Consider the following 23,229-nt stretch of genomic DNA (forward strand, 5'->3'; position numbering starts at 1 on the left):
GAACCGAATCTCGATGTCGTCCTCAGTTAAATTGGTTTCGACTTCCAGTAAACCCTGTCCAGTGCTCCGGTGGATCTCCATCGCATCGGCCGCATTGGTAAGGATGTTAAGGATGGCTTGATTGAACCTGGACGACTCGATGTCATGCGTCATTGGCATCGGCGGACAGTTCAGCATTCACTGCGTCACAAGGCTTGAAAAACGGCACCCCAAGTGGGTGAGGAACAACCTTTAACCTGCTTGGCGAACATGTGCCGATGAAGTGGACTGCGGATTCGACTTGGCGTTCACGCGTGGTAAGATGTTGGCGTGGTTGGGCGGATTCGCTCATCACGCGTTCTTTTTACTTATTCGTCGCGGAATCCGAGAAGGAGTCTTTCGTACGAAATCATTTCCATGCCGCGACGGGACGTTTCCTCCTTGATTTAGGGGATTGATTCTGTGATCGCAGAAAAACATGTCCAGCTTGATCTCGCACCGCCGAAACGGATGGCGGATGTCGAAACACCCTCGGCGAAACAGACGCATCAGGTTTCTGAAGCGGAAATGCTGGAAGCCTTGGCTGCCGACATTCGTCGTGACGCGAACGAGCAAGCCTTGTTCTACTTGATTCGCAGCAATACCGGTTACGACGGGGAGTAATCCCGAATGGCCTTCAGTGGCTGGTCGAACCACTCACCACCGCGATCTTGCCTTTGGGTAGGGTCGCGGTTTTTTGTTGTGCGGATCAGTAATCCCAATCGGCAGAGCAGACGGATTGGCGTGACCTGTGTTCTGCAAGACGGTCAGCGTGCAGGTTAGAATACTGTGCTACGGCTTCGCTACGTTTTTGAACGAAGTCGACTCCCCTCCTTTCCTGCCCGCCGCGAATGTTTGCCAACCATCGAACGATTCGGTGTCTGACGCGCACCGGACTTGTCCTGTCGTTCTCTCTTTGCATCAACGGTTCGAACGCTACACATGCCGAATCGGTTCCTGAAAAGGTTCGGTTCAATCGCGATGTGCGGCCGGTTCTATCGGACAAGTGTTTTGCTTGTCATGGTCCGGACGCCCAAACGGTGGAAGGCGGTTTGCGTTTGGATGTACGTGAATTGGCCGTTGATGATAGCGGTGCGATCATCGCTGGCGATGCCAATGCCAGTGAGTTGATTGCACGAATCATGACGGACGATCAAGACTTGGTCATGCCACCTGCGCATTCACACAAGACCCTTTCCGCCGCCGAACGTCAGGTGCTCAAAGATTGGATCGACCAAGGCGCCGTCTATGAACAGCACTGGGCGTACGAGCCAATGCGATCGGAAGGGCTCGACGAAGCCGACTCACTGACAGCCGCTATCGACCACAAGATCGACGCTCGGCTGAGTGAAGACGGACTGGACGCGGCCCCCAAAGCAGACCCGGTCACATTGATTCGCAGGTTGTCATTCGATTTGACCGGATTGCCACCAGAATCCCACGACGTCGACCGCTTTGTGAACAATCCCAGCGAGCGAGTTTACTCGCAACTGGTCGACCAGTATTTGAACTCGCCTCGGTTTGGTGAGCGGATGGCGATCTATTGGCTGGACCTCGTTCGCTATGCCGACACCGTCGGATACCACGGTGATCAAAACGTGTCCCAATCGCCCTATCGCGACTATGTGATCAAGGCGTTCAACGACAACAAGCCTTACGATGTCTTCGTGCGAGAACAGCTTGCGGGCGATTTGTTATCACCACCAAATCGTGACCAACCCAGTCAAGAAATGCTGGTCGCGTCGGGATACAACCGGCTGAATCAGACGACCGAAGAAGGCGGATCACAAGCCAAAGAGTACTTAGCGATTTACTTTGCCGATCGTGTTCGCAATGTCTCTCAAGTCTTTCTTGGTTCGACGATGGGATGTGCGCAGTGTCACGATCACAAATACGATCCGTTCACAACGAAGGACTTCTATGCGCTCGGCGCGTTCTTTGCCGACCTCGAAGAACGCGGCGTTTATGGGGCTCGTGATCGCCCGCCAATGATACCGGTCCCTTCCGAGGCCGAACACAAACAGCTGCAACGGTTCGACGCTCAACTGATTGAACTCGAACAACAGGGCGAAACGCTGCGGCAGCAGTTACTCGCCGAGATGCCCGCTTGGGAAGCTGCTGAACGCGAGCGTGCCGACAGGCCGCAGATCGAGACTGATCATCTGGTCGTCGATCAGTCGCCATCGGACGCCACGTTGAGCGGCGACTGGAATTTTGTCGAGACTACCTTCGGGGCTCACGTCGGTTCAAAAGTTCGTCATCAACAATCCGACGGTTTGGTTCAACATTACTTCGAAGGTCTAGAGCGACCGATTGTCGTCAAAGACCAGACAACGTTTTTTACATGGGTCTATCTCGATCCCAAGAATCCTCCCCAAGCGATCATTTTGCAGTTCAATGATGGCGATTGGGAACAGCGAAAGGTTTGGGGGAGCGATGCGATCGAATGGGGACGCCGCCCCGAAAGCTATGCCGCATACCGTCGTGCGGGCGAACTTCCCGAGACCGGGCGTTGGATCCGATTGGAAGTTGCGGCGCAAGAAATCGGATTAAAACCAAATGCAACCATCAACGGCATCGCGTTCACTCAATTCGGCGGCGATGCGTACTGGGACCATACGGGTGTTGAGCACCATGATGGTCGTTCCGAAGCGTTCCTGGCAGCTTTATCGACGCCATCTGATCAGCGCGATCAATCGCAAACCACGCGATTGCAAGACGCTTACTTTGCTGAATCGGACATTGTTGCGGCGAATTCGAAATCGATCGAGCAGGCCAAAGCAGATCGAGCAAGCTTCGAATCATCGATCACCAAGACCGTGATCTCGAACTCTGTCGAACCGAGAACCATCCGAATCTTACCCCGTGGCAATTGGATGGATGATTCGGGCGAAATTGTCTTGCCGGCTATCCCAGAGTTTCTGGGCACGCTCGAAGTCGGAGATCGACGTCTCACGCGATTGGATCTTGCCGATTGGATTTGCCAAGACGACAATCCATTGACGGCTCGCACGATGGCCAACCGGATGTGGAAATTGATGTTCGGCCGCGGGCTTTGCGAAAGCGTTGACGATCTCGGCGGGCAAGGCACCTACCCGTCTTATCCGGACCTGCTGGACACCGTCTCGGTTGGTTTTGTGCGTTCGGGCTGGGATGTGAAGCAATTGCTTCGTTCTATCGTCATGTCGAATGCTTACCAACGGTCCTCCACGCCATCGGCCGAACAGGTTTCCGCCGATCCGTACAACACGACGTTCGCTCGGCAAGGTCGGTTTTGCCTAGATGCCGAAATGGTGCGTGACACAGCACTGTCGGTCAGCGGATTGTTGGTGGAGCAAGTCGGTGGCGAAAGCGTTCACCCGTATCAACCGCCGGGTTACTACGCACAGTTGAATTTCCCCCGCCGCGAGTACGAGGCCGATAAAGATGAAAACCAATACCGTCGTGGCGTCTACACACACTGGCAGCGGACGTTTTTGCATCCAATGCTAAAAGCGTTTGATGCCCCCAGTCGTGAGGAATGCACCGCGGCGCGAGCTCGCTCGAACACGCCGCTGCAAGCGCTGGTGTTGTTAAACGATCCGACCTTTATCGAGGCGGCAAGAAGCTTCGCCGAACGCATCATGCATGAAGGCGGCGCGGAGGTCGATTCGAAGGTGGACTGGGCATACAAGTCGGCGGTCTCGCGGGCTGCTGATCCTGCGATTCACCAGACACTTCGTCATGTGTTTGAATCGAATCTCGAACGCTATCGGAATGATACGCAAGCCGCATCTGCGTTGCTTTCACAAGGCAACACCGCTTCTGACGGACAGCTGGATGCCGCCGAATTGGCCGCTTGGACCAGCGTCGCACGCGTACTCTTGAACCTGCAAGAAACGATCACGCGGTACTAAGTCCACTGCCCGTCCCAAGTCCTACCGCATTCTGAACCACTTGATTGGCTGACATGAACGATCACCACACCTACCTCGCACGCCGAACGTTTCTACGTCGCACCGGTTTGGGGTCTGTCGCGCTATCGTCGCTGCTGCAGAACAGCTTGCGTGCGGATACCATCGCAGCGACACCGATCACCACTGGCCAACGCCATCCGGCAAAAGTCAAACGTGTCATCCATCTTTGCATGGCAGGCGGACCCAGTCATTTAGAAACGTTTGACTACAAACCGGTCTTGGAAAAACTCGATGGGCAAGCGATGCCCGCTTCGGTGACTGCTGGCCAACCGATCGCACAACTTCAAGGCCAAGAGTTAAAGATTATGGGACCACAGCATCGTTTCGCCCCACGCGGCGAAAGCGGTCTGATGGTCTCAGATGTGTTTCCGCATATCAGCGGGCTGGCGGATCAGATGTGCGTGATCAAGTCCATGTACACCGAACAGATCAATCACGATCCGGCGCACACGTTTTTCAACACTGGTACGGCAATCAGTGGTCGCCCTTCGATGGGCGCGTGGGTGATGTATGGCTTGGGTGCTGAGACCGAAAACTTGCCTGGGTTCATTGTGTTGACGAGTGAAGGCGGCGGACAAAGTCAACCGATCAGTTCGCGACAATGGCATTCGGGATTTTTGCCCAGTCGTTTTCAAGGCGTCCAGATGTATGCCAGTGGCAACCCCGTGCACTACGTCGGGAACCCGGCAGGCGTCAATCGGTCACAGCAACGTGAAATCATTGACGCCGTTGCAACGATCAACGCACGTCGAAACCAAGAACGTCAGGATCCCGAAGTTGTGACGCGGCTGGCCGCCTATGAAATGGCCTTTCGGATGCAAGCGTCGGTGCCGGAATTGACCGACATGTCAAGTGAAACGCAAGCGACCATTGACCGATATGGTTGCGTTCCGGGGGACGGATCTTTCGCCAGCAATTGTTTATTGGCACGTCGCTTGGCCGAGCGGGGCGTGCGATTTATCCAGCTGTATCATCGCGGCTGGGACCACCACGGCGGCGTAAAGCAGGGTGTCGAGACAACTGCCAAGCTGGTCGATCAGGCGACCGCGGCATTGGTCAACGATTTGAAGCAACGTGGTATGTTGGACGATACGTTGATCATCTGGGGCGGCGAATTTGGGCGGACTCCAATGGCCCAAGGCAGCGGCCGGGATCACCACATCAAAGGCTTCTCGATGTGGATGGCCGGTGGTGGAGTGAAAGGCGGTCTGTCTTACGGCGCCACCGACGAATTTGGGTACAACGCCGTGGAAAATAAAGTCCATGTGCGTGACTTCCACGCCACAATGCTGCACCTGCTAGGGATTGATCACCAGCGGCTGACCTACAAGTTCCAAGGGCTGGACTTTCGCTTGACCGGCGTCGAAGAGGCACATGTCGTTCGCGATGTGCTCGCGTGATCGCCGATGCGGCGCTGCCCGAGAATGAGATTCCAGGACAGCTGCCGAAAGGCTTCTCTCTGTCGCGAGCCGAGAACGGGCTACTCGGCGTCGGATGAACGCAGGTAATTCAGCGTGTAGTACGCTTTGCTGTGCAGCAACGGTGTGTCGTCTTGGTTGCGAACGCCGGCGCTGTCGAGTTCGTGAACGTGGCCGCGTTGCAGTCCGTCAACCACCAGTTTGACTCGCATGCCGTCGTCTGAAACGGTGGCACTCTTAACAGTTGGAGTTGTGTGGTCGACTTCGGGACTGCCGTACTGTTCGCGATACTCGTAGGTGTACGTCTTCAGGTCGTAGCTGTCGACACTGCCGGCGGTCTTGGCATCGACCGGCTTGGTGAACTCCAGTTCGAAACCGTCGGGCTGCAATCGCATCGCCAAGATTTCAAATGGAACTTTGCCGGTCCAGTCCAATCGTTCGACGGCAAAGTCGCGGCTACCGACGCTGCCCCAACCTCGGTTGGTTCCGCCGACGAATAGCGATCCTTGTGAGGTCATTTCCACACCGACATTTCCCGATGCAAAACCAGATCGGAACGGAAAACAAACGCCCTGGACATGTCCGTCGAACTCGTCCAGGTAAACCCGCATGATCGTGCTGGCAGATTGGTCGGCAACAAACATCTGTTCGTTGAACGGACCGAATTTTCCGCCCGTCGTGTCACACGCAATTCCAGAAGCACTTTTACCCATCTTGTCGTACGGAAACATCACCGTCGGCGGAACGAGTTGCTCGACGCGATCCATCTCTTTGATGATGCGTGATCCGCTTTCGGGAATCACTGGCTGGGGGCCAATCACCGATTCCGCTTGTTCGTACCAGCGGAAGCCGCCGGGGTGACCGACGAAGCTGTTTTCGATCAATGGCTTCATCCCACAGGTCCCATTCCATGGCCCTTGGTTGTCGGTGTAATACAAGCGTCCTTTGGCGTCAGCACCGATGCCGCCTGGCGATCGAACACCGCTGGCAAACGGAAGCGTTTGCCCATCCCCGGTGACTTTCACCGCCCAGCCACGATACAGCACGTCACTGTTAAACGAGCCGGTCAGACACAGCGTCACGATGATATTTCCGTCGGCATCCGGCTTGGAACCGAAGGCATACTCGTGGTAGTCCGCCGAAACACCCCAGCCGTCGCCGACGGTTTCGAAGTCGTCGGCCGCACCGTCGCCGTCGTTGTCCTTCATGCGGGTGACTTCACAGCGCTGGGTCGCATAAAGCCATCCGTCTCGAAGTCCCAAGCTGAGCGGCTCGTGCAATCCTCGAGTGAAAACGGAAAACTGTTCGGCGGTGACTTCTTCTGCGAACGGTTGGTCGATCAGAAAAACATCACCACGACGGCTGCAGACGGCCATTTTACCGTCGGGCATCAACTGAAATCCGCTTGCTTCGATGACTTCGCCGAGCGGCGTTTCGAACGTCGTGATCTTGTAGTAATCCGATTCCTTTGGCTGTGCCTTTACTGCGCTGGCGAGCAACACAAGCGACAAAGCCAAACTGACACGAACCGATGACATGGCAGTAACAAACATAGAGGTGATGGACCTATGCGGTTGTAATTGGATTGATTGGCTCACCAGGAAATTACCTCCGTTACGGAGACGTTTGGCTGTGCGGGCAGCAGCACGCGGAGTTCGTTTCGTCCGCCTTCGTTGATCACGTGAGCCGGTAAGTCAAGTTGGATTTTGACCGAACCAGATTCGAATCCCTGCTCGGTTTGTTTCACATCACCAGTGGTCACGGGACGCCAAACGAGCGACTTGGGAGTGGCGCCTTCGTTCCACTGAATGGACAACGTGCGGATCGCCGATGAATCGGTGACAGGTTGCAAGTAGTCTTCGACGATCGCGTCGCCGATCTGGTAGCGGAACACCGGACGCCCGTCTTTGTCCAACCGGTAACCCTTGAAGCGATAGCCCAGCTCGCGACCGTCTCCCGAAGGCCAATCCATTTGCACGGCGTCACCGATCGCGATCGGTGTTGCGGTTTCGAGTGCCGTGACGCCGGAACCGACCGGATTGGTGCGACCTTGGCCGCGTCCGGTCCAGTGCCGCGACGCGTCGATGTAGTCACCACGCCAGATCTCATTCAATCCGAACCGTTCAGCATCCCAGATCAAGTTCACGCCTTCTGGGTATCCGACCGCGATTCCACGCCCCGAGACGCCTTCAAAGAAGTTGCGATAGATCAGTGGGCGTTCGCCAGCGGAAAGCAGGATCGATCCGGCGCGAAGTCCGAGGGGCTCCTGCGCTGACTTGCCGGCACTTAAGTACGACCAAATTGCGGTGATCTGCTCGTCCGCATCGCCGTGGTAAAGCTTGGTGAAAGTACTGCGACCTTCGGGAAAGCTGTTTGGCATGCGAGTGCCGGGGCGGTATTTGACCGGATCCATCAAGTAGCGATGGAACCATTCCGAGCGAAGACGTTTGGGCATTGAAACCAAGTCGATCACACCGATGCCGCCGCCTTTGACACCGCCGTAGGCATGGCACTTAATGCATGACAGTCCGGTCGCACCGACAAGCGTTCGTCCGTCGTAAACCGTTTCTTCGATTTCACTGACAGCGAGTGCGCCTTCTGCATTGGCGTCCAGTTTGACAAAACGGTCTGCCAATTGATCAAGCGTATCTTTTCCGAAACCGGGCATCCGAGTCAGCATGTACGGTCGTTCGTTCGCACCATTTTCGATCGTCGAGTGCAGGTATTCGGATTTCAGCTTGTCGCCGACACCGTCCAGTGGTGGTGGCATTCGGCTTTCCCAGCCCATTTCCACGGTCGTCGTTTGGAACGCGGTGTCGCGGGACGGTTCGGGACCTCCTTTGCCATCACGGACGTGACAGGCGTAGCAGTTCATCGCAGCCATCGAGAGATGGATCGCGTCATGATCGGCGATCGATTCTGTCGCAGTGGCCTGCTGCCGTTTGATCGCACCAACGATCGCGTCACGTTGACGATCGCTGAGCGAGTAGTCGACAGCCGGTGACTGGATTTCGCTTGCCAAGCATCCGGCATCCAGGTTGGCTTTCGAAAACGCCGGTGCTTTCGCCATCGACGAGGCAATCGCATTGAGCTTGTGGCAGCTCGCACAACCGGCGGACTGGAACAGCTCGCGTCCCGATTCGATCAAGGCTTCGTCGACCGCGAAATGATCCTTCACCAAACTGCGTGGAGCAGTTTCGCCGGACGCCAACATTTCATCCAAGCGAACGCGGCCTAGTAACGGATCGTTGACGTGGACTTCTAGTTCACCGCCACCGCCGCCGTTGAAGAACTCGATTCGAACGGGGTGGATTCCGGCGTTCAATTTGAATCGACCGCTCTTCGTCGTTGCCGGGTGAATCCCGTCGTTGACGATTTCTTGGCCGTCGATCACCAGCCGCGAACCGTCATCGCTCGTCAACAAGAACTCATAGGTATTGTCAGCTAGGATTTCGATCTCGGCTTCGTACACAACACCGATGTTGTTTTCGCTCAGGAAATTAGGGCGGTCCCAGCGGTTGATGGTGGTGACCGATTCCGGTTCTAGTTTGCTGAAGTCCGGCAAGCGGTCCCAACTGCCACGATAGAAACTGCGTTTAAGTTCGGTTTGCATCCGGCGACGCGTCACGTCACGGGTCAGGTAAGCGGCAATGCTGTAGGCATCTGCTTTTGAACCGGCGAGCGCCGGCATGCGTCCACCGCTGCGGATGTGATGCGGATTCTGCAGAAACCCTGCCAAACCATCCACGGTGTACTTTGTTGCGATGTCACCCAAGGGGACGGTGGTGTTGGCGGCGGCTTGGCGACCATCAAACGCTTGGTGACAGGCGACACAACCGACGGAGTGATAGAGAACTTCGCCCGCAGCGATTTGGGAACGTCGAGACGGACGATCGATCCAAGATTTGCCGTTACTTTCGGTCAGCAAAAAACTGGCCAAGGCGGCTGCATTCTTTTTCCTCGTTTGTTCATCGGCGTTCGGCCAAGGATCCGGCATGCTGGTGCCGCGTTTGGTTTGGTGTGGATTCTGAATCATCGCGACAAGTGCATCGGGACGAATCCGGCTAGCGACATCAGAGAGATCTGGACCCCGTTTTGTTGGCAGAACGCTGGTCGCACCATCGTGACATGCGGTACACGCGAGGGCTTCGATCAACAACTCGCCGCCGAGTGCGTTTGGGTCAGGGGCGCCACCGGTAAAGAATCGTTCAAAGCCAGGGACGATCGGGCGATTGGCTTCGCGGATCGGGTCGCGTTCGACCAACCAAATGTTGCGAAAGCGAACTGGATCACCATGGTCTTGCAAATAGATTGGCCCCGGCTGGGCGTTTTCGCCCAGGATCGCGCCACCGGTCGCGGAGTTCACGACAACATCATTTTGCACAACGATCCCGTTGACTCGAACGGTCATCCTCGCGTCGGCGACTTTGTTGTCACCTTCGAAACGTGCGGCGGTAAAGTCGACGTCGTACGTTTGCCACTGCATGGGCGGCAAACAAGCGTTAAAGTCGGGAGCTTTGATCTGATAGATGCCGCCGGTCTCATTGGACGCACCTTCGAGTCCGAACGAATCGAGGACTTGAGTTTCGTAGCGACCTTGGTGGTAGACGCCGCTGTTGCCGCGGGCTTGTCCGCTCTTGGTTGGCATCCATGGCGTACGAAACTCAAGGTGCAATCGGTAGTCGGCAAAGACACCTGTCGTTTGCGTCCCCTGTTTCAGGAATCCGTCGTCGTCAATCCCGCCGCCTTTCCAATTGGATAGGCTGGCTTCGGTTCCATCGAACAACACGACCGCGTTGCTTGGTGGTTTTGCACCAAGCGTGGGTGACTTGCGTTCGACCCGACGCAGCGACAGCGAGTCCGCCAGTTCGGCAACCGTGTCCGCATCGCCGTCGAGTTTGCGTGGCGCCTCAAGCGCCGAAAACCGTTCGTCGATCGGGGCTTCGAAGACGACGATTTCGAATTCACCGTCCCCGATCGCAATCACCTGCATGCTGCGGTCGTCCCCGGTGTATTCACCTTGGACTTTAAAATCTGGATCGTCGGCAGCCGCAACCAAAGGATCGGCAGGTGCCGCGACGGCGACGAAAGATGGCGCAAAGCCAAACGAAAGCATCAGGCATGCGAAAATCCGTGCATGCCTCGGACGATAAATCGAACGCATGTAGACCTAAACCCAGTCGATTGAGTTATTTTTTACCTTGGGAAAGCGGCACAGCATACACAATCAATTCGATAACGTCGCTGAATAAACCAGCTGAAAAGGCCGTTCAAAGCAGTGTTTTTGCACATTGTTCATCGTCCAGCTTGCAGCGCAGTTGCTCAATCCGCCGTTCTATCGTTTGCGGCGGACGACTTCATTGCCGCGAATAGACGCTTGGGCCCGGTGGAGTTCCAGGTCCATTGAATAGTCCATCAACGCCACATGCCCATCCGCAAAAGCGACGTTCCATCCCGCCGCATGGGTGGATCCGAAGTCATGGCACTCCAAGCAGTTTTCGTAGGAATCGACCGCCGGAGAACGCGCCGCATACCGAACATAGGAGTGCGACGAGATTGGGACATCGTGATATCCCGCTAGCGGTGATCGGTCACCGAACCCATCGCCGGTTTGCAGCTTCGCCAAATCCATCGCCTTTTCGCCGACCAAGTAAGTGTTCGACAAACCATCCAGAAGTGCATTCAGTCGCGTCCGTCGGCCGAGCACCCACACACCATCGTCCGTGATTTTGATCGCGGGGGCTTCGTTCTCATTGGGGGAGGCCTCTTCGTCGATGACCGCGGCGCCGCCGTTCATCGCATAATCGGTACGTGCACCAAAGTTGCCGTAGCGTTCCACATACGGGGGAAGCAAAGGATACGCCTTGGGGTCACGCCGCGTGGGGCAGTGAAACGTGGCTACGGTCGCACGGACTAGTTTCTGAATGCGTTCGGTTGGCGTGATTTTTATGGGACGGGCGAGACCCTGGATCGATGATCCCAAGGCTTCTTGTTCCAGAAATGGCAGCGACTGTGAGATCCAAGTGCCGCCACCAAGTTTACTTCGGCTACGACCGTCAAGTTGGCGGATCAGGAACCCTGCGCGCTCGCCGCCATAGCCCGGCAACTCTTTGAACGTCGATTCATAATTGTGGCATGCCAACGCGATCTGCTTGACCCGGTTTTGGCACTGCATCAAGCGAGCAGCCTCGCGAGCCGCTTGAACCGCAGGCAGCAACATGCCAATCAAGATCCCGATGATAGCGATGACGACGATCAATTCGACCAAGGTCATGGCATGGCGAGACTCGTGACGCCCCATTCGTGGGCCTCCAAAAAGTTGTTCGACAACTCGATTAAGCCGCCGCCACTGGCGATGCATTGCATCACAGTGTTGACGTGTCTCCGGGAAAGACTCACCCGGCTGAAGATCTTGTTGTCGCTTCTTGGAGGTAGCGAGAGTTATACGCGATTTCTATCGCGTTGTCCAAAATCGCAAAATGTCTGAGAGCTGGTCAGCATCCAGGTTTTCGTGTGCCAACAATTCGTCGGCCACCGCCGCGATTGCCGCCCAGCATCGGTCGCGCCAGATCTGGTCTTTCAGCACCGTCAACGCGGCAGTCATAAACACTTCTCGGGCATACGGATCGGGAAACATTCGGCGGCAAAGTTGGCTTGCGAGCTGCCAATCGTGTTGCCAGGTCGGATCGTCAGCCGGATGCATGTCTTCTTCGCGATAGATCATTTCCGCAACGGGCCCGGCCAGCAGCGTCAAAACCTCGCGTTCGATCTGCAGATTCGCGTTCGGATCGACTCGCCCCCAGTTGACATGGCAATCGCCAAATCGCTCCGGCAGCCAGTCGTCTTCTTCGGCATACATGCCAACCGATTCGATCGTGCCGCCGAGCAAAAATCCGATGACCGCATGTCCGGCTTCGTGGTACGCGGTCCAAGTTTCTTCTTCGTCCATCACCCGATTATGCGATCGACCATTGGATCTGAAAACGGGACACGCCGATCTGAATGGTCGCTACAAACAGTGAAACGCCATCAGGCACCGATTTGGGCGAGCCACACAAGCAACCCGATGATCACGAAGCAAACCGCAACGGAGATGAGAAAGCCGATCCAGTCCGACGGTCTGGGCTTTTGGATTTCCAGTTGTGTGCCTGGAAACAGACGCTTCGAATCCAGTGATCGTGGGTCACGATAAGCGGCTTGCAAATTCGCATGATCGACTTCAGGATCGGGATCGACCGGCGTTTTCATTTTGGCAAAGTATCGATCGAGAAGCTGTTCGTCACCGGCAGCGGTAAAGTAGCTCAGGACGATCAGGATCAGGAATGGCAGCAGAACCCGCGTCGGTAAACGCAGTGTTTCTAAAGTCGCTTTACTGATGTCTGCGAAATCGAATCCGCCCAGTTTGTAAACGACCAAGTCCAAATTGAACTGTCCTTTGCCCTGTTGTGCCCCGGTTCGTCGTTCGGTCACGATGGTTACGTTGCCTTTCGACTGACGCGAGACTTCTTCGTAGGTCGGTTCGCCGGAAGGAACGACTCCGTCGCTCCAGAAGATCGCTTTGTCACCCGAGCGAATGACGATCTCGATCGGGTCACCGATTGGACTGCTTGGTGGCTCGGGGCCGAGTTGGTTCAATGTTTTTTCGTCGCCCATCGCTTGTTGACGAGCTTGTACCCAGGCCTCGTGTTTGGCGACGTCGGCAGCTGTCGCCGGTCTTGTGATCGTTTGGGTCACGCGGTCCGTACAAACAGTCCAGCGCGAGTCGGTGGCTAGTGCGGGCCAGATGATGGGAATCAAAATCGGCAAGACAAAAAAGAACAGCGTCGAAAACGCAATCGTGATACCAACAGAAGTCGCGTTGGCGCGTCGCCAATACATTCCGACCCAAAACGGTGCGGCGAAAATAATCGGCAGTTGTATCGCAAGCAGAAACTGTGCGAAGACATCGGCCATTGTCAGTGCGACTGCGGATGCACCAACGATAATTGCCAGGCCAGTCCATCGAGCGACACGAACGGTTTCACGCTCGGTGGCGCCGGGATTTAGGTATGCCGCGTAGAGGTTGCGGGTAATCAATGCCGAACTGACAATCATGTACGTGTCAGCGGAACTCATCATGGCCGCCATCAAGCACGCCAACATCAAACCCACCAATCCGATGTTAAGCGGTCCCAAGATTTCTTTCGCGGCCACGCCCCAAACATAGTCCGGGTCTTTGGCCAACTCGGGGCTGCCAGCCAAAAGCGCCAACGCAATCAAAGCGGTCATCGCCCAGCCGACCGTGCATAGCCGTTTTAAAAAGTTGCCGACGACCAATCCGATTCGCGCCTCGTTCTCACTTTTGGCTGAGCCCCCGCCGGTCGCGATGAAGTGCGGCTGTACGACGATGCCTACCAACGCCAAAACGGTCAGCGCGATGATGTATTGCAGTGGGAATTCGCCGGCACTCGGCCCGGTAAATAGGTTGAAGTAGTCAGCGGAGACACGCTCGTGCATGATCCGAAATCCGTCGACAAAGCTTTGTGACTGAGGATCACCGAATTTCTTGACCAGTTCCCACAAGCCATACGGAATCAACATCACGCTGAGCAAGATGATGAACAAGCCTTGGATCAGGTCGGTCCAGTAAGCCGCGGTCAGTCCGCCGAGAACGCCGTAAAGAATCACCACCGTCGCCAAACCCGGAATCAAAATGTATTCCAGCTGAACGCCGCCGATCTGGTCGGCACCAATCAGCGGCGCGGCGAACTTGGCAATCGCCGACAGCATCGTCGACAGATAGAACATGTAAAACACGATTGCAAAGACGGCGTAAGCCGCGCCCAACGCTTTCGACTGATAGCGTTCGACAAACCAATCGCCAAGCGTCAGGTGCCTCATCCGCCGGTACCAGACGGCGGTGATCCAATAAACGGGAGTTACGAACAGCCACATCAGGGCTGACCAAACACCGCTAAGTCCGCTGGTCCAACCGGTCCGGCCGACTTGGATCGGTTCGTGGGCGCCAGTGCCAGCACCGAAGGCAGCAAACGTCTGCAGCAGCTTCCCAAAGCCGCGACCGCCCATGAAGTAATCTTCTTGATCGTTGACCCGGCGCATGGCCCAGATCCCGATCGCGATCATGACAACGAAGTAGGCAAAAACGACCAGGTAATCTATCGATGTCATGATGAGGCGAGCTGAGAGGGGCGGGAGGGCGGAGAGCCGCAACTCGAAGTCGAGCCGCACGTGCACCTCATCGCCGTCTCATCCAGCCATCAGGCTTCGAGCCTAGCCATCGACGTTTGCATCGCCGGTGATCTTGTCTCGAAACATCGCCAGCCGTCCCAATGCGGCGTTGATATCACGTTTGTCAACTTCGCGGTCGTCGAGCACATCCGCAAAATGGCCGCAGAATTTTGCGAAATGCTTTGCATTGATCCCGCGGCCGGCGTGAATTTTAGTCAATTCCGCACCGCTGTACTCGGCCGGACCGTCAAACGCCGATGCCAAAAAGTGATATTGCATCTGACGTAGTCGCTCCATCGATGCACCTTCAAAAAAAGGTGCCAACTCTGGATCGGCAAGCACTCGCTCGTACATCAATTGAACGATTTCCGCCACGGCGCTCGTGCCGCCAAGTCGGTCAAACAAAACGGGCGTTGAATCAGACATGGTGATGCCTCCGGGCTGATTAGGTGAACGGATAATTGATGTTGTATCGCGAGTCGACTGCCTTGTCAGGAACGGTTCCGCGCACCACCGTTTCCGCTTCGGGACATATCGCACACATCGTCACGATCGAGAGCTTCATCAAACGACCGCAGGTTCGACTATTGTCGACCAAGTCTACCCCCACGCGATCGTCCAACCGCATTTTTATCACTGCATTTTTATCCACGTCTACCGGAAGCCATGCGTCTCCGCCGTACGTGATTGACGGGATGTTCCCAATGTGACCAGTGAAAACGCTCTCAATAGCGAGCGTCTTTTTCCGATGGGGGAATGATTTCCCTAGATTGCAGGGGACTTTGATCGACGCGAGAGGTATAAGTATTGCAGCATCGAAGAAGTGAATCTAATTCACTGCGACAACAGTCAAATGCATAGCAATCAAGCACATTCGGTCTGCCGCCAGGCTGATCCCCAGGCATGGATCGAAAACGCTCGCGATCCAAAGTGTTTTATCGGAACTGATGGCACAGAAGTCATTGTTCGGGAAACCCACATCTCCTGGGTGTTTCTTGTCGGGCGATTTGCTTTCAAAGTAAAAAAGGCGATCCAAACACCGTTTCTCGATTATCGGTCACTCGATTCTCGCATGCAGATGTGCAAAGAAGAATTGCGGTTGGACCGACGCTATGCACCCAACCTGTATTGTGATGTTGTGTCGGTCCGGCAAACTCCCGACGGAATCGTCATCGGCGACTCGCCGGAATCCGAAGGCACGATCGTTGACTATGCCGTTCGGATGCATCGCTTCGATGACGATGCGATCCTGTCATCCCGTCTTCGGGCTGGCGAAATCACGCGGGCAGACATCTGCCATTTTGCCCAAGAATTGGCCCGCTTGCATGAATCGAGCGCGCGCCAGTCGGTTGCTTCAAGTGATGCGGAGCCTTCGCCAAGTTCGCCGATCCGTGCGAACACCGCGATCGAAGACGCAATGGAGAATTTCGACGAACTTCGGCAACTCGTTCCCGACCAGTTACCTACATTGCAGCGACTGATCGTGTGGACACAGTCGTTTTATGAAAATCATTCGCTGCTCTTTGACGGACGCGTACGAGCGGCATTCATACGCGAATGTCATGGAGATTTGCATCTTGGCAACATCGTTGACTATGACGGCGAACTAGTGCCTTTCGACGGTATCGAGTTCAACGATCGGTTTCGTTGGATCGATGTGATCAGCGATATGGCGTTTGCAGCAATGGACTTTGCAGCCCATGGACGCGAGGACTTTTGTTTTACGCTGATCAACGAATATCTTGATCAAGCCGGAGACCACGCCGCGATTCCGTTGGTCCGCTGGTACTTGGTCTATCGCGCCTTGGTACGGGCTAAAGTCGCGGCAATTCGATTGCAACAGTTTGACAGCGATTCCGACCAGGTATTGCAAATTCGTCAGGAGTGCGAACGCTACATTTCACTCGCCGAATCGTTTTCGTACCGCCGACCACCACAAGTGACGATCATGTTCGGTGTCAGTGGCAGTGGAAAGACGTTTGCCAGCGCCCAATTGCTTGAACAGCAGCATGCGATCCGCTTGCGAAGTGACGTGATCCGCAAGCGTCACTTCGGTTTGAAAAACACTCAGCGACCGACGGTGGAACAGCAGCACGATATGTACTCGAACGCAGCCACTGCAGAGATTTACGATCGATTGCTGAGGCTGACAAGGTTGGTGTTGAACGCCGGATTTCCGGTCATCGTCGACGCCGCTTTTTTGAAACGCGAGCAGCGGGAGACGTTTCGCCGATTTACCGAGGAGCACCACGCGCACTTCGCCATCGCACCTTGCTATGCCGACGTCACGACCCTGCGGCATCGAGTCGGCAAACGGATCATGCGAAACGATGACGCGTCCGATGCTGATCTGACGATACTCGACCACCAGCTCTATACGACAGACGAGTTGTCAGCAACCGAAAAGCAGTCTGTGATTACGGCGGATTGCCTGACAGCTTGAGGCGTTCTTCGCGCGAACAGGCGACTCGATCAAGCTAAGAGCCCTTTCACCACACGCCCATGGATATCCGTCAATCGATAGTCTCGGCCCGAGTATCGGTATGTCAGCCGCGTATGGTCGATACCCATCAAGTGCAGCATTGTCGCGTGCAAATCGTGAACGTGGACGCGATTTTCGACCGCGTGCATCCCCAAGTCATCCGTTGCGCCAAAGGTCGTTCCGCGGCGTATCCCGCCGCCAGCCATCCACATCGAAAAACCGGTGTGATGATGGTCTCGTCCTGCTTTCTTCGCGTCTTTGACTTGATCAATTTGCGAATACGGCGTTCGCCCGAACTCACCGCCCCAAACCACCAACGTATCCTCGAGAAGCCCGCGTTGTTTTAGGTCGGTCAGCAAGGCCGCGGAGGCTCGATCGCTGTCCGCACACAACCGCTGGTGTCCCGCGTTATTGTTGCTGTGTGTGTCCCATGGCTGCTTATTTCCCTTGTCAACATAGAATACCTGGACCACCCGAACGCCGCGTTCGAGCAATCGCCTGCCCAGTAAACAGCTTCGGCCATAGACCGTGTCGCCGTAGGCTTCGCGAGTGGTTGCGGATTCCAAATTCAGGTCGAACGCCTCGGACGCGACTGATTGCATTTGAAACGCCAATTCCATCGATCGGATGTGCGTTTCTAATGAATGATTCCCGGAACGCTTTTGCTGGTGGATCTCGTTCAGTCGGCCAAGCAAATCCAGCGATTGACGTTGGGTCTCTCGTGTCAAATTTGGATTGTGGATGTTGGCAATCAATTGGTCGATCGCCGTTTGGTTGGTGTCGACTTCCATCCCTTGGTGTTGCCCCGGCAAAAAAGCATTGGACCAAAGTTGAGGTCCAACGACGGGCAACCCCGGGCTGATCGCGACAAACGACGGCAGGTTTTCGTTTTCGTTTCCTAACCCGTATGAAAGCCAAGATCCCAAACTGGGACGCGTCGGCTGTTGGTGGCCCGATTGCATCAACAAAAGTCCCGGTTCGTGATTCGGAACATCCGTATGCATTGAACGCACAACACAAAGGTCATCCGCGTGACGCGACAAGTGCGGAAACAGTTCACTCATTTCCATCCCGCTCTCACCATGCCGTGCGAACTTAAACGGCGAAGGCATCATTCCACCGGCTCGTTTACGTCCCGAGATATCGTCCGGTGGTGCTTCGCCTTCACGTCGAAGTAATTCGGGCTTGGGATCAAAAGTATCGACGTGCGACGGGGCCCCATTCATGAACAAAAAAATGACCCGCTTGGCTTTTGCGGCATGATGCAAACCACCCGCGGGACGGTTGTCGCCAGCGATCGCGTTTGCCCCCAAGATCCCACTCGCTTGCATCGCACCAAGCATCCCGACAGTACCGAATCCGGCACCGGAACGACGTAACCATTGGCGTCGTGACAAGATGGACGGCTGATTCATGACAGGCCTACTCATTTAATCGATAAATTGCATTTCGTTGCTGATCAGCAGCATGTGAGCGAGCTGAACGAGGGATGATCGCGGTGCCGATCTCGATTCACTACCGCCTACGAATTCCAACGCCAGATCCAGTTCTTCGCCGGTGGGCGATCTGGCAAACAGCCTTTGGTAGAGCACAATGATCTGGCCTTTCGCAGTCAAATCGCCCCCACATGATTGATCAGCTGAGCATTGCTCCGCGAGTGATTCGGCTTGCTTCACAATGAAGGGGCTGTTGAGTAAAAACAGCTTTTGCAAAGGCGTCGTGACCTCTGCTCGCTTCGCAGAGTGTGCATTGGGATCGGGGAAACCAAAGCGGGCGAGAAGCGAATTCAGGTCCATGCGACTGACTTCGCTATAAAGCGTCTTCCGCCGTTCATCTGCCGATTCGGGATCGATCGATCGGCCGCCAATCGATTCGTCCAGTCGACCGCTGACCAGCAAAATCGAGTCGCGATAGGCTTCGATGCTCAGACGCTTGGGGCTCATCCGCCAATAAAGCCGATTGTCGGCGTCGGATTTCATTGCCAACGCGTTCGATTCACTACTTTGTTGATAAGTCTCTGAAGAAACGATTTCGCGAATCAAACGTTTGAGCGACCAACCGTTTTCCATCAAACGACAAGCCAGCGTGTCGAGGAGTTCGGGATGGCTTGGGCGTTCCCCGAGCTTGCCAAAATTGCTAGGCGTTTCGACAAGCCCCTGACCCATTAGGCGTCGCCACACTCGATTGACCATCACGCGCGCGGTGAGCGGGTTTTGTGGATCGACAATCGCCTCGGCCAAATCGGCACGGCCACTGTTTTCGTTCAACGGTTCAGGAGTGTCGTCGCTTAGGGCAGTCAGAAAGTGACGCGGCGCGAGTTCACCTTTTCGTTTGACGTCCCCGCGAATCATCACGTGCAAATCTTTGGGCTGACCATCGCGAACGATGTGCACACCGTCTTGTGGTTTCTCGCTTTGGTCGCCTTTGGTTTTGACTTCGCCGTTGATTGGACGATTGAACATCTCGGTGCTGGCAAACACACCGGCCATCGCGTAGTAGTCCGACGTTGGTATCGGATCGTATTTGTGGTCGTGGCATCGAGCGCAGGCAACCGTTAAACCGAGTAAACCGCGGGTCACTGTGTCCACTCGATCCTCCCATTCGTCCGCCATCACTTCGGGACTGTTGCGGGCGTAATACTTTGGCCCCAGGCCGAGAAAGCCCAATGCCAAATGATCGTCCTCGGAACTTGGACGATAGTGATCAGCGGCCAACTGCAATCGGATGAATTCGTCGTACGGAAGGTCATTTGCAAGTGCTTCGATGACCCAGTCGCGATAGAGGTACGCATTGGGATAAGTCAATGAGTCGTTGTCGCCGACCTTATGAGCTTGATCCTCCGCATATCGGGCGACGTCCAACCACAGCCTCGCCCAGTGTTCACCAAAAGCCGGGTCGGCCAAGAATTGGTCAATTAAACGATCGGTCGCGGCGGGATCTTTTGAGTTTAGAAACCGTTCCATTTCCATTGACGAGGGCGGCATGCCCCGCAGATCAAACGACAGGCGTCGAAGCAACACCTGACGGCTCGCCGGGCCATTTCGTTGCAGGCCTGCGGTTTCAAGTTTGCCATCGATCAATTGGTCGATCGATTGATGTGATCCGACGGGCGATTGGAATGACCAAAATGTAGCGGCGTCAACTTGATTGTCAGCAGATTCGCCGTTGCCAGATTTGTCACGGCTGTCCGATGAGCCGATCTGCTCGGATGTCGGCCTTGGGTCCAATGCGCCATCGCGAATCCAGGTTTCGAAGTCGTGCAGGATTCGCGCGTCCAGTTTTCCTGAGGGCGGCATCTCGGAATCTTCGTATTTCATCGCCCGAACCAGCAAACTGGCATCGGGGTCTCCCGGGACAATCGCCGTACCGGAGTCGCCGCCATTGCGCGTCGTGTCGGCGAAGTCCAATCGCAAACCACCCTGCAAGATATCGGAATCTTCGGAATGGCATTCATAACAGTCCTCGATCAACACCGGGCGAATTCGACTTTCAAAAAATTCGATTCGCTGCGACTGATCGGACCGCTCAACTGCATCGAGACTCTCGGCGGGAATCGGTTCGCTGGCGACAGTGGGACTGGAAATCACGAGGCTCAGGTAACAGCAAACCAACGCAAAGGCAATTGCGATGAGTCGTCGCGGATATCCAAATCCGTTCCGTAGTCCGTGTGTGTTCACGGGATCGACTGGGGTTGGAAAGGCGGGGAGTATGACGTCGCGGAGTCAATCACCGCGACGCCACGAAGGCGGGACCTTCAGTGTAACGCCAATCCACACGCCGATGTCTATCAATTTGTCGATCGTCAATGTTCACCCATCTGATCACATGTCTGCCAGTAAACTGAATCTACCGGTTAACATAGGACGAATGGATAGGGCTCCCGCTATCGAACCTTCGGCGTACGCGTTGATGGCAGTCCTTGTGATCGCAAGTGGTATGGTGGCCGCTGCTTGCGGATACGAAGGTGGCTACTCATGCTTCAATCATTTCGTTTCCGAACTTGGAAACCACCACAAAACTTCTGCAGCCTGGGCGTACAACACGGGGCTGGTGATTGGCGGTCTGTTGATCGCTTTGGTTGTGGCCGGGTTAGAGCGAGTCTCTTTTCCTGCGCTGACGCTGCTGTTGGGGGCGAGTGGTGGAACGGTCTTGCTAGGTTTTGTGCCGGAAAGCTCGATCCTGGTGATGCACTTCGTCTTGGCAGCGTTGACCTTCGTTTTTGTCGGAGGCGGCGTGATCTTACTGGGCATTCAGGTTTGGAGGGACGATACCTGGCCCAATCGATTGTGGTTGATCAGTGTTAGCCTTCTGACGGTCGGCATTGCGATATGCTTCTTATTCGCCCCCAAAGATAAGTTGGTAAGCCTTCTCAACGGTAACGCTGTCGAGCGTCCAGGTCATTGGAAACTCGCCGAACTCGAGTGGTGCTTCGTCGCCTGCATTGCCATCTGGACACTGACATTGGCAAGCACATCGCCATCGTGTCCAAGCCAATCAAGCACGACCGATCGGCAGGACCGGTAACAATACAAGCGGATGTCACGTGATTCCTACCTGCAAGCAAAAGCCGGGAGAAGTATTGGTGACATCCGCCTAATTTGAAATGCAATCGTCAGCGACAATTATCCCATCGCTAAAGCATCCTTGTTGATGGTCTTGGCGAGTTCGGAAAGCTTCTTATCGGCTGTTTCCTCTTCATCAATATTTTGCTTCAATTGATTCAGGGCCGTGTCGTAGCCGAGCGACTCGGCCCAAGTGCAAAGCGTACCATAAGTGGCAATTTCATAGTGTTCGACCTTTTGCGAACAAGCAATGATCAATGCGTCGCGGACGGCCGGTTCGGCTTCCTCTTTGAGCATCTCTTCTGCTTCGGTGATCAATCCCTTCATTGCTCCGCAAGTTTTCGCTCTCGCTGTTTTTCCCGTATCTTCAAACGCCTTTTCAACACGCTGCACTTGCTTCTCTGTTTCGGCCAAATGTTCTTCCAGGGCGGCTGTAAGTTTTTCGCACGACGCCTTTTTTGCCATCTTTGGCAGTGCTTTCAGAAGTTGCTTCTCAGCACTAAGGATGTCGCGCAATTCATCGTGGAATGCATCGGCAAGAGTTTTCATTGACATGGTATTCTTCCGGTTTGGTTTTTGTTGGGACAAAAAAAGGTTTGTTATGTGAATGGTTTCTACAGATTTTCGGCAAAAGAAGGATCAAGCACCAAATGTTGCGGTCTTCGAGAAGTAGTGTGCCCGCCATTGTCGCATTTCAATCGAAGGGCGTTACGTCTTTTGCGGTTCCAGAGCGTCTGCCGTTGAATCCTTTATGGAGCAAGCATGTGCAGGGATACCTCATCCGTGATTTGGACGAAGAGATTTCCCTAGCTTCGGGTCTGGTCGCTTAAACCAGCGGCGACTCATTCAGGGTACTGGTAACCGTAGGCATGGCGGATATAGTCGCGATCCCGGTCATAATCACCGTCGTAGTCTGACCGCAGTTTGGTGTCCAATTCTTCATTCCACGTCGGGTAATCGGAGCGATAGTGTCGCTGAGCCGCGTGGCCGAAACGGAATGCTTGCTCACGATTCTCGAACGCGTCCTCGCTGCCTGCCATTTGCTTAACCGTGTCGTCGACATCCTGGTCCATGTCGCGATTTCCATCGATGCCAAAGTCTGCCTTGGTTTGTTCCCAGTCATTCGCAAATGCTTTCTTGATGCGATCCCAAGTGCGGTCGTGTTCCGTTTTCCAATTGGTTTTAGTAGCCATTGCAGTTCCTTGTCAGGTTGTACCTATGTTGGGGTTGAGTGAATCGCCCCGCGAAGCGCGCGGAGAGTGGCACCTTCTTTAGCAATTCGTGGACCAAGCGAAGCGAAATAGGTACAGAAATTGCCTTCTCGCTGTAGCTCGAAACGATAACCACCTTCATGACTCGGCCGACATTCGGAACGCACGATCGTAGGTGTTCACCTCTCTTAGGAAACAGATCTTTATGAATCAAATTACTGTCGGAAGCAGCAGCTCCCGGCCTGCCCGTTTGAGACAACATTTCGTTGAGTGGTCCCTGGAGTTGGGAGCTACTTGGCGAGTTTCTGCTTTGCATTACCGCCAACTCGCGTCTTGGCAACTTCGCCTTAGGGT

Annotated in this window: 15 protein-coding genes; 5 read left to right on the forward strand and 10 right to left on the reverse strand. The window is 55.0% G+C overall.

Going from position 1 to position 23,229, the window contains the following annotated elements:
* Positions 1-441 precede the first annotated feature (441 nt).
* From CGZ80_RS27385 to CGZ80_RS27395, 3 genes are all read left to right on the forward strand, one after another.
* Positions 442-642: a hypothetical protein gene (locus CGZ80_RS27385; protein ID WP_094418878.1), complete on the forward strand. Its 201-nt coding sequence runs from the start codon at positions 442-444 to the stop codon at positions 640-642.
* 227 nt (positions 643-869) lie between these two features.
* The gene (locus tag CGZ80_RS27390; RefSeq protein ID WP_094418879.1) at positions 870-3,914 is read left to right on the forward strand and encodes a PSD1 and planctomycete cytochrome C domain-containing protein; all 3,045 of its coding nucleotides are present in this window, start codon (positions 870-872) and stop codon (positions 3,912-3,914) included.
* 53 nt (positions 3,915-3,967) lie between these two features.
* Positions 3,968-5,374 carry a DUF1501 domain-containing protein gene (locus tag CGZ80_RS27395; RefSeq protein ID WP_094418880.1) on the forward strand — a complete coding sequence of 469 codons (1,407 nt, stop codon included), beginning with the start codon at positions 3,968-3,970 and terminating at the stop codon, positions 5,372-5,374.
* Between the two features lie 80 nt (positions 5,375-5,454).
* Here the strand turns inward: CGZ80_RS27395 and CGZ80_RS27400 are convergent, their stop codons facing one another.
* The 6 genes from CGZ80_RS27400 to CGZ80_RS27425 form a co-directional block, all read right to left on the reverse strand.
* A complete protein-coding gene (locus CGZ80_RS27400; protein ID WP_094418891.1) occupies positions 5,455-6,930 on the reverse strand; it encodes a hypothetical protein in 1,476 nt (491 codons plus the stop codon).
* Between the two features lie 56 nt (positions 6,931-6,986).
* Positions 6,987-10,556, reverse strand: a complete 3,570-nt coding sequence (locus CGZ80_RS27405; protein ID WP_094418881.1) for a family 16 glycoside hydrolase — start codon at positions 10,554-10,556, stop codon at positions 6,987-6,989.
* A gap of 171 nt (positions 10,557-10,727) precedes the next feature.
* On the reverse strand, positions 10,728-11,693 hold the full coding sequence (locus tag CGZ80_RS27410) for a DUF1559 domain-containing protein (protein ID WP_094418892.1): 966 nt from the start codon (positions 11,691-11,693) through the stop codon (positions 10,728-10,730).
* Positions 11,694-11,846: 153 nt separating this feature from the next.
* Complete coding sequence (locus tag CGZ80_RS27415; protein WP_094418882.1) at positions 11,847-12,341, reverse strand: hypothetical protein; 495 nt, start codon at positions 12,339-12,341, stop codon at positions 11,847-11,849.
* A gap of 80 nt (positions 12,342-12,421) precedes the next feature.
* Complete coding sequence (locus tag CGZ80_RS27420; protein WP_094418883.1) at positions 12,422-14,560, reverse strand: sodium:solute symporter; 2,139 nt, start codon at positions 14,558-14,560, stop codon at positions 12,422-12,424.
* Between the two features lie 102 nt (positions 14,561-14,662).
* The gene (locus CGZ80_RS27425; protein ID WP_094418884.1) at positions 14,663-15,046 is read right to left on the reverse strand and encodes a group I truncated hemoglobin; all 384 of its coding nucleotides are present in this window, start codon (positions 15,044-15,046) and stop codon (positions 14,663-14,665) included.
* A gap of 427 nt (positions 15,047-15,473) precedes the next feature.
* On the opposite strand from CGZ80_RS27425, the gene CGZ80_RS27435 reads away from it, so the two are divergent.
* On the forward strand, positions 15,474-17,063 hold the full coding sequence (locus tag CGZ80_RS27435; RefSeq protein ID WP_094418886.1) for an AAA family ATPase: 1,590 nt from the start codon (positions 15,474-15,476) through the stop codon (positions 17,061-17,063).
* Positions 17,064-17,092: 29 nt separating this feature from the next.
* On the opposite strand, the gene CGZ80_RS27440 is transcribed toward CGZ80_RS27435, so the two are convergent.
* Both CGZ80_RS27440 and CGZ80_RS27445 read right to left on the reverse strand, forming a co-directional pair.
* Positions 17,093-18,517: a DUF1501 domain-containing protein gene (locus tag CGZ80_RS27440; RefSeq protein WP_094418887.1), complete on the reverse strand. Its 1,425-nt coding sequence runs from the start codon at positions 18,515-18,517 to the stop codon at positions 17,093-17,095.
* A gap of 15 nt (positions 18,518-18,532) precedes the next feature.
* Positions 18,533-20,689 (reverse strand): PSD1 and planctomycete cytochrome C domain-containing protein, encoded by a 2,157-nt coding sequence (locus CGZ80_RS27445; RefSeq protein WP_143544205.1) that lies wholly within the window; start codon positions 20,687-20,689, stop codon positions 18,533-18,535.
* Positions 20,690-20,969: 280 nt separating this feature from the next.
* On the opposite strand from CGZ80_RS27445, the gene CGZ80_RS27450 reads away from it, so the two are divergent.
* On the forward strand, positions 20,970-21,626 hold the full coding sequence (locus tag CGZ80_RS27450) for a DUF998 domain-containing protein (protein WP_158222880.1): 657 nt from the start codon (positions 20,970-20,972) through the stop codon (positions 21,624-21,626).
* Between the two features lie 98 nt (positions 21,627-21,724).
* Here the strand turns inward: CGZ80_RS27450 and CGZ80_RS27455 are convergent, their stop codons facing one another.
* Positions 21,725-22,219, reverse strand: coding sequence for a ferritin-like domain-containing protein (locus CGZ80_RS27455; protein WP_094418889.1), 495 nt, complete (start codon positions 22,217-22,219; stop codon positions 21,725-21,727).
* A gap of 287 nt (positions 22,220-22,506) precedes the next feature.
* Complete coding sequence (locus CGZ80_RS27460; protein WP_094418890.1) at positions 22,507-22,857, reverse strand: hypothetical protein; 351 nt, start codon at positions 22,855-22,857, stop codon at positions 22,507-22,509.
* Positions 22,858-23,229 lie beyond the last annotated feature (372 nt).

It is taken from the genome of Rhodopirellula sp. MGV, from assembly GCF_002251265.1.
Taxonomy (GTDB): Bacteria; Planctomycetota; Planctomycetia; order Pirellulales; family Pirellulaceae; genus Stieleria; species Stieleria baltica_A.